Origin of the sequence: Rhodococcus aetherivorans (assembly GCF_025722975.1) — a bacterium.
GTDB lineage: Bacteria > Actinomycetota > Actinomycetes > Mycobacteriales > Mycobacteriaceae > Rhodococcus > Rhodococcus aetherivorans.
Genome location: NZ_CP106982.1, coordinates 2,136,564 through 2,149,675 on the forward strand (window position 1 = coordinate 2,136,564; position 13,112 = coordinate 2,149,675).

Sequence of the window (13,112 nt, forward strand, 5' to 3'; positions counted from 1 at the left end):
CGTGGCCTGGGGGATCCGCCGTCCCGCGTGCGACGAATGTTGCCGCACGGGAGCACGATCGGCAGCACGCGCCACCTCAACCAGAAAAACAATCACGAGTGCTTGATTTTTTGCGCCCCGGGTGTGACTCTGGTCGCATGACGGAGCTACAACCGCTTCTCGACGACCTGCGTGCCGAGGGCGAGTCCCTCGACGCCCTCGTCGCGGACCTCCCGGACGAGCGCTGGGCGACCCCGACCCCCGCCGAAGACTGGACCATCGCCCACCAGATCGGACACCTGCTGTGGACCGATCGCGCCGCCCTCACCGCCGTCGAAGACCCGGAGGCGTTCGTCGCCGGGCTCGGCGAGGTCACCGATCCGGACGGGTTCGTCGACGACGGGGCGCGGGCACAGGCCCGCCGCCCCCCGGCCGAGTTGCTCGCCGACTGGCGTGCCGCCCGCCGCGCCCTCGCCGACGCCCTCGCGGCCGTCCCCGCCGGAACCAAGATCGTCTGGTACGGCCCGCCGATGAGTGCGGCCTCCATGGCGACGGCACGGCTGATGGAGACCTGGGCCCACGGCGGCGACGTGGCCGACGCGCTCGGCGTCACCCGCCCGCCCACGCACCGGCTGCGCCACATCGCCCATCTCGGCGTCCGCACCCGCGACTTCGCCTTCGCCGTGCACGGCCGCACCCCGCCGGCCGAGCCGTTCCGCGTCCGTCTCACCGCCCCCGACGGGCAGGAGTGGACCTGGGGGCCCGACGCCGCCACCCAGACCGTCACCGGATCCGCCCTCGACTTCTGCCGGCTGGTGACCCAGCGGATCCACCGGGCCGACACCGACCTCGTCGCCACCGGACCCGACGCCGAGGCGTGGCTCGGCCTCGCGCAGGCGTTCGCCGGACCGCCCGGCGGCGGCCGCGCCCCGGAAGGAGCCACCGCGTGAGCGCCCCCACGGCCGGACGGGCGGTGCGCATCGGGAACTGCTCCGGCTTCTACGGCGACCGGCTCGCGGCCATGCGCGAGATGCTCGAGGGCGGGGAACTCGACTACCTGACCGGTGACTATCTCGCCGAGCTGACCATGCTGATCCTCGGCCGGGACCGGATGAAGGACCCGGCGCTCGGCTACGCCAAGACGTTCCTGCGCCAGCTCGAGGACTGCCTCGGGCTCGCTGTCGACAAGGGCGTGCGGATCGTCGCCAACGCCGGCGGACTCAATCCCGCCGGGCTGGCGACGGCCGTGCGCGAGCTTGCCGGCCGGCTCGGACTCGACGTCACCGTCGCGTACGTCGAGGGCGACGACCTCATCGCCCGCGCCGCCGAACTCGGCCTGGCCGCCGATCCGCCGCCGCTGACCGCGAACGCCTACCTCGGGGCGTGGGGCATCGCCGAGTGTCTCACCGCCGGCGCCGACATCGTCGTCACCGGCCGTGTCACCGACGCCTCCGTGATCGCCGGCCCGGCCGCCGCCCACTTCGGCTGGGCCCGGGACGATTTCGATGCCCTGGCCGGTGCGGTCGCGGCGGGACACGTGATCGAGTGCGGCACCCAGGCCACCGGCGGCAACTACGCGTTCTTCACCGAGATCGCCGACCTCGACCGGCCCGGCTTCCCGATCGCCGAGATCGATGCCGACGGCAGCTCCACCATCACCAAGCACCCCGGCACCGGCGGCGCGGTCACCGTCGGCACCGTGACCGCCCAGCTGCTGTACGAGGTGACCGGTGGCCGCTACGCCGGACCCGACGTGACGACGCGCCTCGACTCCGTCCGGCTCACCCAGGACGGACCGGACCGGGTCCGCATCACCGGGGTCCGCGGTGAGGCGCCCCCGCCGACGCTGAAGGTCTCCCTCAACGCTCTCGCCGGATTCCGGAACGAAGCGGTGTTCGTCCTCACCGGACTCGACATCGAGGCCAAGGCGGCGCTGGTGCGCCGGCAGATGGAGGCGAGCCTGCCCGCGCGTCCGGCCGAGCTCGAGTGGACCCTCGCCCGCACCGACCATCCGGACGCCGACACGGAGGAGGCGGCCAGCGCCCTGCTGCGCTGCACCGTCCGCGACCGCGACCCGCAGGTCGTCGGCCGCGCCTTCTCCGCGGTCGCCGTCGAGTACGCGCTTGCCAGCTACCCCGGCTTCTCGCTGACCGCTCCGCCCGGCAACGGCCAGCCGTACGCCGTGTTCACGCCCGGCTACGTCGACGCCGCCGAGGTGCCGCACACGGCGGTCCTGCCCGACGGCAGCCGCGTCCCGATCCCGCCCGTCACCCCGACGCGCCCACTCGAACCCGTCGCCGAGCCCGAGCTGCCCGCGCCGCTACCCGCGGGGCCCACCCGGCACGCGCCGCTCGGGCTCGTCGCCGGCGCCCGCAGCGGCGACAAGGGCGGCGACGCGAATGTGGGGGTGTGGGTGCGCACCGACGACCAGTGGCGCTGGCTGGTGCACACCCTCACCGTCGACGCGCTGAAAACCCTTCTGCCCGAGTCGAAGAACCTCATCGTGACCCGCCATGTGCTGCCGAACCTGCGGGCGGTGAACTTTGTGATCGAGGGCATCCTCGGCCGCGGCGTCGCCTCACAGGCCCGCTTCGACCCGCAGGCCAAGGGCCTCGGCGAGTGGCTGCGCAGCAGATACCTCTACATCCCCGAGACCCTCCTGGAGGACCCCGAGATGGAGGACCCCGAGATGGAGAACCCCGAGATGGAGAACCCCGAGTGAGCATCTGGGACACCCCCGAACGCCGCGACCTGCGCTCGACCGTCCACTCCTTCGTCCAGCGCGAGGTCCTGCCGCACCTCGCCGCGTGGGAGCGCGACGGCGAACTGCCCCGCGAACTGCACAAGAAGGCCGCCGCCCTCGGGCTTCTCGGCGCCGGATTCCCCGAGGCCGTCGGGGGGTCCGGCGGCGACGCGGCGGACACTCTCACCGTGTGCGAGGCATTCCACGAGGCCGGCGCCTCCGGTGGCGCCTTCGCCTCCCTGTTCACCTGCGGCATCGCCCTGCCGCACCTCGTCGCCGCCGGCGACGAGGTGCAGATCGCGAAGTGGGTCGAGCCGACCCTCGCGGGCGAGCTCATCGGCTCCCTCGCGATCACCGAACCCGGCGGCGGCTCCGACGTGGGGCACCTGACCACCACCGCCGTCCGCGACGGCGACCACTACGTCGTCAACGGCGCCAAGACCTACATCACCTCCGGCTGCCGCGCGGACTTCGTGGTGACCGCCGTGCGCACCGGCGGCAGCGAACGTCCCGGCGCTGCCGGGATCTCGCTGCTGGTGATCGAGAAGGGCGCCGAAGGATTCACCGTCTCGCGCAAGCTCGACAAGATGGGCTGGCGTGCCTCCGACACCGCCGAACTGTCCTTCGTCGACGTGCGCGTGCCCGTCGAGAATCTCGTCGGCACCGAGAACAGCGGCTTCGCGCAGATCGCCCAGGCCTTCGTCTCGGAGCGGATTGCCCTTGCGGCCCAAGCCTATTCGAGCGCACAGCGGTGTCTGGACCTCACCGTGGCGTGGTGCCGCGACCGCGAGACGTTCGGCCGGCCGCTGATCTCCCGGCAGTCGGTGCAGCGCACCCTCGCCGAGATGGCCCGGCGCGTCGACGTCGCGCGCGTGTACGGCCGGCGGGTCGTCGAGCGAGCCCTCGTCGGCGACGGCGACCTCGTCGCCGAGGTGTGCTTCGCCAAGAACACCGCCGTCGAGGCCGGCGAATGGGTCGCGAACCAGGCCGTGCAGCTGTTCGGCGGACTCGGCTACATGGCCGAGTCCGAGGTCGAACGGCAGTACCGCGACATGCGCATCCTCGGCATCGGCGGCGGCACCACCGAGATTCTCACCGAGCTCGCGGCGAAACGATTGGGGTACACCGCGTGAGCATCCTGCAGACGACCCTCGACCCGGCCTCGGCAGAGTACGCCGCCGCGGCCTCGGCGATGACCGCCGAACTGGCCGCACTCGAGACCGAGCACGCCAAGGCCCTCGCCGGCGGCGGGGAGAAGTACGTCCGGCGCCACCACGAACGCGGCAAGCTGCTCCCGCGCGAACGCATCGAACTGCTGCTCGACCCGGATTCCCCGTTCCTCGAGCTGTCCCCGCTCGCGGCGTGGGGCACCGAGTTCCCGGTCGGCGGCAGCACCGTCACCGGGATCGGCGTCGTCGAGGGCGTCGAATGCCTGATCGTCGCCAACGACCCCACCGTCCGCGGCGGCACCAGCAACCCGTGGACCCTGCGGAAGGGGTTCCGCGCCAACGACATCGCGATGCAGAACCGGCTGCCGGTGATCTCCCTCGTCGAGTCGGGCGGCGCCGACCTGCCCACCCAGAAGGAGGTGTTCATCCCCGGCGGACGCATGTTCCGCGACCTGACGCAGCTGTCCGCCGCCGGCATCCCCACCATCGCGCTGGTGTTCGGCAACTCCACCGCGGGCGGCGCCTACATTCCCGGCATGTCGGATCACGTGGTGATGATCGAGAAGCGCTCGAAGGTGTTCCTCGCCGGACCGCCGCTGGTGAAGATGGCCACGGGCGAGGAATCCGACGACGAATCCCTCGGCGGCGCGGAGATGCACGCCCGCACCTCCGGGCTGGCCGACTACTACGCGGTCGACGAGCCCGACGCGATCCGGATCGGCCGGGGCATCGTCCGTCGCCTGAACTGGCGCAAGCAGGGCCCCGAACCCCACCCCGACGTGCGCGAACCGCGTTACGACCCCGAGGAACTGCTCGGAATCGTGCCCGCCGACCTCAAGGTGCCGTTCGACCCCCGCGAGGTGATCGCCCGCATCGTCGACGATTCCGACTTCGACGAGTTCAAGCCGCTCTACGGGTCGTCGCTCGTCACCGGCTGGGCCCGTCTGCACGGGTACCCGGTGGGCATCCTCGCCAACGCCCGCGGCGTGCTGTTCAGCGAGGAATCCCAGAAGGCCACCCAGTTCATCCAGCTCGCCAACCGCGCGAACACGCCACTGCTGTTCCTGCACAACACCACCGGCTACATGGTCGGCCGCGAGTACGAGGAACGCGGCATGATCAAGCACGGCTCGATGATGATCAATGCCGTCTCCAACTCGACGGTGCCCCACATCTCGATCCTGCTCGGCGCCTCCTACGGGGCCGGCCACTACGGCATGTGCGGCCGAGCCTTCGACCCGCGGTTCCTGTTCGCCTGGCCCAGCGCCAAATCCGCGGTGATGGGCGGCGCCCAGCTCGCCGGTGTCATCTCCATCGTCGGACGCGCCGCCGCCCAGGCGCGCGGCCAGGCCTTCGACGAGGCCGCCGACGAGGCGATGCGTGCGGCGATCGAGAACCAGATCGAGGCGGAGTCGCTGCCGATGTTCCTGTCCGGCCGGCTCTACGACGACGGGGTCATCGACCCGCGCGACACCCGCACCGTGGTGGGGATGTGCCTGTCGGCCATCGCCAACGCGCCGATCGAGGGCACCGACAGCTTCGGTGTCTTCCGGATGTGAGGCAGCAGTGAACCACACCGATACCGTCACCACCGTGCTCGTCGCCAACCGCGGCGAGATCGCCCGCCGGGTGTTCGCCTCCTGCCGGCGCGCCGGCCTCGGCACCGTCGCGGTGTTCTCCGACGCGGACGCCGGCAGCCCCCACATCGCCGAGGCCGACGCCGCGGTGCGCCTGCCCGGCACCGCCCCCGCCGACACCTATCTGCGCGGCGAGGCGATCATCGCCGCCGCCCGCGCGGCGGGGGCCGACGCGATCCACCCGGGTTACGGGTTCCTCTCGGAGAACGCCGAATTCGCGCGGGCGGTCCTCGACGCGGGGTTGACCTGGATCGGGCCGGGCCCGGACTCGATCGCCCGGATGGGTTCGAAGGTCGAGGCCAAGAAGATCATGGCCGACGCCGGTGTGCCGGTGCTGGCCGAGCTGGACCCTGCCGCGGTGACCGAAGCCGACCTGCCCGTGCTGATCAAGGCGTCCGCCGGGGGCGGCGGCCGCGGCATGCGGGTGGTCCGCGACCTGGCCGAGCTGCCCGACCAGCTCGCCGCGGCCCGGCGCGAGGCGCAGTCCGCGTTCGGCGATCCGACGGTGTTCTGCGAGCGCTTCCTCGAAACGGGCCGGCACATCGAGGTGCAGGTCCTCGCGGACCGGCACGGGACCGTGTGGGCGGTGGGGGAGCGGGAGTGCTCGATCCAGCGCCGCCACCAGAAGGTGGTCGAGGAGGCGCCGTCGCCGCTCGTCGAGGCCACGCCCGGGATGCGGGAGCGGCTGTTCGCGGCGGCCCGGCGCGCCGCGCAGGCCATCGACTACGAGGGCGCGGGCACCGTCGAGTTCCTCGCGACCGGGGCGAGCGAAGCGACGGGGAATGTCACCGGGGCGAGCGAAGCGACGGGGAATGTCACCGGGGCGAGCGAAGCGACGGGGAGCTCGGCGGACGGCGAGTTCTTCTTCCTCGAGATGAACACCCGCCTGCAGGTCGAGCACCCGGTCACCGAGTGCACCACCGGCCTCGACCTCGTCGATCTGCAGTTGCAGGTCGCCGCCGGCGCCCGCCTCGAGCCCGAACCCCCGCCGGCGAGCGGACATTCGATCGAGGTGCGGCTCTACGCGGAGGACCCGGCACAGGACTGGCGGCCGCAGTCCGGCACGGTGCACCGTCTCGCGCTGCCCGGCCGCGTCGCCGCGTTCGAGGTGCTGCGCGAGCCCGGGCTGCGCCTGGACTCCGGCGTCGAGGACGGTTCGGCGGTGGGCGTGCACTACGACCCGATGCTCGCCAAGGTGATCTCGTACGCCCCGACCCGGGGCCGCGCGGCGCGGATGCTCGCGACGTCGCTGGCCCGCGCCGAGGTGCACGGCCTGCGCACCAACCGGGACCTGCTGGTGAACGTGCTGCGGCATCCCGAATTCCTCGCCGGCAACACCGACACCGCCTTCTTCGACACCCACGGGCTCGACACGCTCGCCGCGCCGCTCGCCGACGCCGGGGCCGAATCGCTGTCCGCGCTCGCCGCGGCCCTGGCGGACGCCGCCGCCCACCGCGCGGCCGCGACGGTCGCCCGCGGCCTGCCGAGCGGCTGGCGCAACCTGCCGTCGCAGCCGCAGGTCAAACGGTACGAGGGCGACCGCGGTGCACACGAGGTGCGGTACCGGCTCACCCGGTCCGGGCTGATTGCCGACGACCATCCCGGCGTCGTCCTCGTCGCGCACACCGAGCGCCGGGTGGTGCTCGCGATCGACGGCGTGCAACGGCAGTTCCACGTCGCGCGCTACGGCGACGCGGTGCATGTGGACTCGTCGCTCGGCCCGGTACGGCTGCGCGCGATCCCCCGGTTCGTCGAACCCTCCGCCCACGTCGCCGCGGGTTCGCTGCTCGCCCCGATGCCCGGCTCGGTGATCCGGATCGGGGCCGCGGTCGGCGATGCGGTCACCGCCGGGCAACCGGTCCTCTGGCTCGAGGCGATGAAGATGGAACACATCGTCAAGGCCCCCACCGCGGGCGTGCTCACCGAGCTGCCCGTCGCCGTCGGCACCCAGGTCGAACTGGGCGCCGTGCTGGCCGTCGTCACCCCCGCCGAGTCCGGCGAACCGTCCGCCCCGGCCGACATCGAGGAGTAACCATGAGCGTCATCGAAACCGACGAGCAGAAGCAGCTGCGCGCCGCGGTCGCGGGCCTGGCCAAGCGCTACAACTACGTCGACTACGTGCTGCCGAAGGCCCGCAAGGGCGAACCGCTGACCGAGCTGTGGCGCGAGGCCGCCCAGCTCGGCTTCCTGGGCGTGAACCTGCCCGAGGAGTACGGCGGCGGCGGGGCCGGCATCTACGAACTCGCCCTGGTCCAGGAGGAACTCGCCGCGCAGGGCTGCGGGCTGCTGCTGGTGGTGGTCTCGCCGGCCATCTGCGGCACCATCATCGCCAAGTTCGGCACCGACGAGCAGAAGCAACGCTGGCTGCCCGCGCTCGCCGACGGCTCGAAGATCATGGCGTTCGGCATCACCGAGCCCGACGCCGGCTCGAACTCGCACGAGATCACCACCGTCGCGCGGCGCGACGGGGAGGACTGGATCCTGCGCGGCAGCAAGATCTACATCTCCGGTGTGGACCAGGCCGACGCGGTGCTCATCGTGGCCCGCACCGAGGACGCGAAGAGCGGCAAGCTGCGGCCGGCGCTGTTCATCGTCCCCACCGACGCGGACAACTTCGTCAAGACGCCGATGGAGATGGACATCGTCGAACCGGACCGCCAGTTCATCCTGTTCCTCGACGACGTGCGCCTGCCGGCGGACGCGCTGGTGGGGGAGCCGGACGCCGCGCTGATGCAGCTGTTCGCCGGCCTGAACCCCGAGCGGATCCTCGGCGCGGCGATGGCCGTGGGCATGGGCCGCTACGCGCTGGACGCGGCGGTGCGGTACGCCAATGAACGGACCGTGTGGAAGTCGCCGATCGGGGCGCACCAGGGCATCGCGCATCCGCTCGCGCAGTGCAAGATCGAGCTCGAACTGGCCAAGCTGATGATGCAGAAGGCCGCGGTGCTGTACGACAGCGGCGACGACTTCGGCGCCGCCGAGGCCGCGAACATGGCCAAGTACGCCGCGGCCGAGGCCAGCATCAAGTCGCTCGACCAGGCGATCCAGACGCACGGCGGCGGTGGGCTCACCCGCGAGTACGGGCTTGCCGCCATGCTCGGCGCGGCGCGGATCGCGCGGGTGGCGCCGGTGAGCCGGGAGATGATCCTCAACTTCGTGTCCCAGCACTCGCTGGGCCTGCCCCGGTCGTACTGAGGGGAGCGCCGGTGTCCGAGACGTTCGTCCGGTACGACGTGAGCGAGGGATTCGCCACCCTGACCCTCGACTCGCCGCACAACCGCAACGCGATCTCCGCCAGGCTCGTGGCGCAGCTCCGGCAGGGCCTCGCCGACGCGGCCGCCGACGACGGGGTCCGCGCGGTCGTGCTCACCCATGAGGGCGGCACCTTCTGTGGCGGCGCCGACCTGAGCGAGGCGAGCACCGCGGAGGGCGGTGCCGCGGCGGCGGCTGCGGCCCGGACGCGGGAGATGACGGCGGTGCTGCGGTCGATCCTGGAGCTGCCCAAGCCGGTGATCGGGCGGATCGACGGGCACGTGCGCGCCGGCGGCATGGGGTTGGTCGGCGCATGCGACCTCGCCGTCGCCGGGCCCCGGTCGACGTTCGCGTTGACCGAGGCCCGACTGGGGCTGGCGGCGTCGATCATCTCGCTGACGGTGCTGCCGCGGCTCACCTCCCGTGCCGCGAGCCGGTACTTCCTCACCGGTGAGCGGTTCGGGCCGGAGGTGGCAGCGGCGATCGGCCTGGTCACCGTCGAGACCGACGATCCGCAGGCGTCGGTGGGGGAGATCCTCGCCCAGCTGCGGGAATGCTCGCCGCAGGGGCTCGGCGAATCCAAGCGGCTCACCACGATGCGGATGCTCGCCGACTTCGACCGGTACGGCGACGAGCTGGCGGAGCAGTCGGCGCGGCTGTTCGGCTCCGCGGAGGCGGTCGAGGGGATGACCGCGTTCCTGCAGAAGCGGCCGCCGTCGTGGAGCCGGGCGTGACACGGTCCGTAAAACGGTCAGGGTTGACTGGATAGTGGTGGGTGTACGACAGTGGCTGTCATGAAACTCGGCATCCAGCCCGACTACGCGGGCGACTTCCGGCAGGTCGTCGACGAGATCGTCGAACTCGAATCGGTGGGGCTCGACATCGCGTTCGTCGCCGAGGCGTACAGCTTCGACGCCTTCGGCCAGCTCGGCTACCTGGCCGCGCGCACCTCGACGGTGCAGCTCGGCACGGGCGTCGTGCCGATCTACACCCGCACGCCGTCGCTGCTCGCGATGACGGCCGCCGGCATGGACTACGTCTCCGGCGGCCGCTTCGTGCTCGGCCTCGGGGCGTCCGGCCCGCAGGTGATGGAGGGCTTCCACGGCGTGCCGTACGACGCGCCCCTGCAGCGGACCCGCGAGGTCGTCGACATCTGCCGGGCCGTGTGGCGGCGCGAGAAGCTCGAATACGCCGGCCGCAAGTACACGATCCCGCTGCCGGCCGACCGCGGCACCGGGCTCGGCAAGCCCCTCAAGCTCATCAATCAGCCGGTTCGCGAACGCATTCCGATCATGATCGCCGCGCTCGGCCCGAAGAACGTCGCCCTCGCCGCCGAGATCGCCGAGGCCTGGGAGCCGGTGTTCTTCTTCCCCGAGCACGCGCACCGGGTATGGGGCGACGCGCTCGCCGAGGGCAAGTCGAAGCGGGACCCGGCGCTCGGGGAGCTCGAGGTGGTGGTCAACGTCCAGGTCGGGATCGGGGACAACGTCGCCGAGCTGCGCGACCGCGCCCGGCCCCACCTGGCGCTGTACCTGGGCGGAATGGGCGCCAAGGGCAAGAACTTCTACAACCAGCTCGCCCGCACCTACGGCTTCGAGCGCGAGGCCGAGACCGTTCAGGACCTCTACCTGGCTGGGCGGAAGAAGGAGGCCGAGGCGGCGATCCCGGACGAGTTGATCGACGGCGTGTGCCTCGTCGGCCCGCGCAGTCACGTCGCCGAGCGCCTCGCCGCGTTCGAGGCCGCCGGAGTCACCACGATCAACATCATGGCCCTCGAGGACACCCGGGCCGGGCGCCTCGCCTCGACGGTCACCCTCCGCGAGCTGACGCGCCGGCCTGCCTAGTCTGATCGCCATGAGCAGCCCGTCCCCGGATGTCCGCCGTCGCGGCGAGCAGGAGCGCAGCCGTGCCACCCGCAAGCGGATCCTCGACGCGGCGGTGGCCGTGCTCGTCGAGCACGGTTACTCCAACGCCACCACCGTGCGCATCCAGGAGGCGGCCGGCGTGTCCCGCGGGCGGCTGCTGCACCACTACCCGTCGCGGGACGCCCTGCTCGTCGCCGCCGTGCACCACCTCGCCGCCCAGGGGGTCCAGGGCCTCGACGGCGACCATCCCTGGCCCGCCGACCCGGTCGAACGTATCGCCGCCGCGGTCGACCGGATGTGGTGGAACTTCCGGCAGCCGTACTTCTGGGCGTCGATGGAGCTGTGGCTCGCCGCGCGCGGCCACGAGGAACTTCGGGCCGAGCTGCTGCCGCTCGAACGCCTCCTGGGCCGGATGATCAAGGAGCAGACGACCGCGAACTTCGGTCCGGAGATCGCGAACCGCCCCCGGTTCGCCGAGGTGCGCGACCTGATCTATCAGGCGATGCGCGGGGCGGCCCTCGGTTACGCCATCGACCCCCGCGACCCGCTGACCGAACCCCAGCTGGCGGTGTGGCGTCGCCAGATGGAACGGGTCCTGGTGGACGACGAACCCGGGGATCCCGCCGCCGGGGGCGCGCTGCGATGACCCGGCAGCCCAAGCAGGATCGGAGCCGGGTCACGCGCCGCCGGCTGCTCGAGGCGAGCATCGACTGCCTCGCGGAGCTGGGGTGGGGCGCGACCACGGTGGGGGTGGTCGCCGAGCGGGCGGGCGTGTCCCGCGGCGCGGCCCAGCACCACTTCCCGACCCGGGAGGACCTCATCACCGCGGCGCTCGAGTTCATGTTCGACAGCCGTATGGATCTCGCCCGCCGCGACACTGTGGACCTGCCCCTGGGGGCCGCCCGTACCGAGGCCGTGGTGCGCCGGCTCGTCGACTACTACACCGGCACCCTGTTCAAGGCGGCGCTGCAGGTGTGGACGGCCGCGGCGGCCGATCCGGAACTGCGGGCCCGCATCGTCCCCCTCGAGGAACACTTCGGCCGCGTCGCCCACCGCGTCGCCGTCGAGCAACTCGGCGTGGACGAGTCCGACGCGACGGTGCACCGCATGGTGCAGGCCACCCTCGACCTCGCACGTGGCCTCGGCCTCGCCGACGTCCTCACCGACGATTCGCGGCGCCGGGCCGAGATCGTCCGGCACTGGGCCGCGCAGCTCGACACGGTGCTCGACGCGGCCCGGCAGCGTTCGGCGGCGCAGCACCCGGCCGGTTAGGTTTGTGGCATGCCTCCCAAGCTGGCCACGGTCGCGGTCCTCGGACTCGTCGGTGCCGTCGTCGCCGGGTGCGGCTCGGACCCGGCCGAGGGCCCGGCCGGCGCGTCGCCCACCCTGCAGGTGACCGAGCCGGGCCCGTTCTTCGGCGCGTGCGGGTCGGTCACCGACGACGAGGTGGCCCGGGCCTTCGGGCTGGGGTCGTTCGTGCAGGTCACCCGCAACTCGGTGGGATGCGAGTGGGAACTCGTCGGGGCGGGCGGCCCGAGCGTGACGTTCTCCTGGTACCGCGGCAGCCCGATCGGCCGCGAACGCGCCGGTTCCGACCTGATCGGCCGGCCCGCGATCGACGTGGAGATCGACGGCAACCCGGGCTTCCAGGGCTCGGCGCAGAACGACTTCGGGCAGACCGTGCTGTGCGAGATCGGCGTGCAGTTCGGGGGCGACTTCGTGCACTGGTCCGTCACGTACGGGCTCTTCACGCCGGCCGCGGACGCGTGCGTGGTGGCCCGCGACCTGGCCGAGCTCAGCGCGGAAAGGGCACAGCGGTGAAGCGGACGACGCGGACGACGCGGGTGGCGACGCTGCCGTCGCTGCTGGCCCTGGCCGCGGTGCTCGCCGGGTGCGGCAGCACGATCGAGGGGCAGGCCGTGCCGGAGGGGGCCGGAGCGGGCGGCGCCTCCGCCGAGTTCACGCGCCTGCTCACCGAGTGCGATGCCGTCACCGACGAGCAGATCGCGGAGGCGGTCGGCGTCGAGGCGATCGAGCGCGGGTTCTTCGGGGCGATCTGCCGGTGGGACACCGCAGGTGCGGGGGCGACGGCGAAGGTCACCTTCAACTGGTTCGAGACCGGGTCCCTCGACACCGAGCGGGGGACGGCGCAACGGCTGGGATACGCGGTGGAGAACACGACCGTGGAGGGCCGGCGGGCCGTGCTGATGCGCCCGCCCGACGACCCGGCGTCCTGCGGGATCTCCGCCGGAGCGTCCACGACGGGGATCTTCGGCTGGTGGGTGCAGTACGCGCCCGGTTCGGCGCCTCCCGATCCGTGTGCGGCGGCCGTCACGCTGGCCCGACTGACCCTCGACCTCAGCAGTTGAGCCACGAGCGGACCCCCGCAGCTCGCTTTGACCTTGCGCCGCGCCGCCGGGTATCGTTGTGGGTCGTGTCCGGCATGCCCGGGCCGATCTGTGTGCCT

Annotated in this window: 12 protein-coding genes; all 12 read left to right on the top strand. The window is 72.3% G+C overall.

Annotated features, from left to right (window positions below; all coding sequences use genetic code 11):
- Positions 1-137: 137 nt before the first annotated feature.
- From OCS65_RS09920 to OCS65_RS09975, 12 genes are read left to right on the top strand one after another with little or no spacing between them, the layout of a single operon-like run.
- Positions 138-929 (top strand): TIGR03084 family metal-binding protein, encoded by a 792-nt coding sequence (locus tag OCS65_RS09920; protein WP_029545033.1) that lies wholly within the window; start codon positions 138-140, stop codon positions 927-929.
- Positions 926-2,701, top strand: a complete 1,776-nt coding sequence (locus tag OCS65_RS09925) for an acyclic terpene utilization AtuA family protein (protein ID WP_263510102.1) — start codon at positions 926-928, stop codon at positions 2,699-2,701. The genes OCS65_RS09920 and OCS65_RS09925 overlap by 4 nt, the downstream gene beginning before the upstream one ends.
- Positions 2,698-3,855, top strand: coding sequence for an acyl-CoA dehydrogenase family protein (locus OCS65_RS09930; RefSeq protein ID WP_203330082.1), 1,158 nt, complete (start codon positions 2,698-2,700; stop codon positions 3,853-3,855). Before OCS65_RS09925 ends, OCS65_RS09930 begins: the two co-directional genes overlap by 4 nt.
- Entirely contained in the window at positions 3,852-5,450 is a 1,599-nt protein-coding gene (locus OCS65_RS09935; protein ID WP_006931255.1) for an acyl-CoA carboxylase subunit beta, read from the top strand. Before OCS65_RS09930 ends, OCS65_RS09935 begins: the two co-directional genes overlap by 4 nt.
- Before the next feature lie 7 nt (positions 5,451-5,457).
- On the top strand, positions 5,458-7,560 hold the full coding sequence (locus tag OCS65_RS09940) for an acetyl/propionyl/methylcrotonyl-CoA carboxylase subunit alpha (RefSeq protein ID WP_161995944.1): 2,103 nt from the start codon (positions 5,458-5,460) through the stop codon (positions 7,558-7,560).
- Between the two features lie 2 nt (positions 7,561-7,562).
- Entirely contained in the window at positions 7,563-8,723 is a 1,161-nt protein-coding gene (locus OCS65_RS09945; RefSeq protein WP_161995943.1) for an acyl-CoA dehydrogenase family protein, read from the top strand.
- A gap of 11 nt (positions 8,724-8,734) precedes the next feature.
- Positions 8,735-9,514 carry an enoyl-CoA hydratase family protein gene (locus OCS65_RS09950; RefSeq protein ID WP_263510107.1) on the top strand — a complete coding sequence of 260 codons (780 nt, stop codon included), beginning with the start codon at positions 8,735-8,737 and terminating at the stop codon, positions 9,512-9,514.
- A 60-nt stretch (positions 9,515-9,574) separates the two neighbouring features.
- Complete coding sequence (locus tag OCS65_RS09955) at positions 9,575-10,624, top strand: LLM class F420-dependent oxidoreductase (protein WP_263510109.1); 1,050 nt, start codon at positions 9,575-9,577, stop codon at positions 10,622-10,624.
- A 10-nt stretch (positions 10,625-10,634) separates the two neighbouring features.
- Entirely contained in the window at positions 10,635-11,291 is a 657-nt protein-coding gene (locus tag OCS65_RS09960) for a TetR/AcrR family transcriptional regulator (RefSeq protein WP_050035584.1), read from the top strand.
- Positions 11,288-11,917, top strand: coding sequence for a TetR/AcrR family transcriptional regulator (locus tag OCS65_RS09965; protein WP_006936211.1), 630 nt, complete (start codon positions 11,288-11,290; stop codon positions 11,915-11,917). Before OCS65_RS09960 ends, OCS65_RS09965 begins: the two co-directional genes overlap by 4 nt.
- A gap of 9 nt (positions 11,918-11,926) precedes the next feature.
- Positions 11,927-12,466 (top strand): DUF3558 domain-containing protein, encoded by a 540-nt coding sequence (locus tag OCS65_RS09970; RefSeq protein ID WP_006936212.1) that lies wholly within the window; start codon positions 11,927-11,929, stop codon positions 12,464-12,466.
- Positions 12,463-13,014, top strand: a complete 552-nt coding sequence (locus OCS65_RS09975; RefSeq protein ID WP_006936213.1) for a DUF3558 domain-containing protein — start codon at positions 12,463-12,465, stop codon at positions 13,012-13,014. Before OCS65_RS09970 ends, OCS65_RS09975 begins: the two co-directional genes overlap by 4 nt.
- Positions 13,015-13,112: the final 98 nt, after the last annotated feature.

What these genes read in the sequence shown, in the direction of transcription:
- OCS65_RS09920 (WP_029545033.1), top strand. Translation starts at nt 138, where the DNA reads ATGACGGAGCTACAACCGCTTCTCGACGACCTGCGTGCCGAGGGCGAG.
- OCS65_RS09945 (WP_161995943.1), top strand. Translation starts at nt 7,563, where the DNA reads ATGAGCGTCATCGAAACCGACGAGCAGAAGCAGCTGCGCGCCGCGGTC.
- OCS65_RS09955 (WP_263510109.1), top strand. Translation starts at nt 9,575, where the DNA reads ATGAAACTCGGCATCCAGCCCGACTACGCGGGCGACTTCCGGCAGGTC.
- OCS65_RS09960 (WP_050035584.1), top strand. Translation starts at nt 10,635, where the DNA reads ATGAGCAGCCCGTCCCCGGATGTCCGCCGTCGCGGCGAGCAGGAGCGC.
- OCS65_RS09965 (WP_006936211.1), top strand. Translation starts at nt 11,288, where the DNA reads ATGACCCGGCAGCCCAAGCAGGATCGGAGCCGGGTCACGCGCCGCCGG.
- OCS65_RS09970 (WP_006936212.1), top strand. Translation starts at nt 11,927, where the DNA reads ATGCCTCCCAAGCTGGCCACGGTCGCGGTCCTCGGACTCGTCGGTGCC.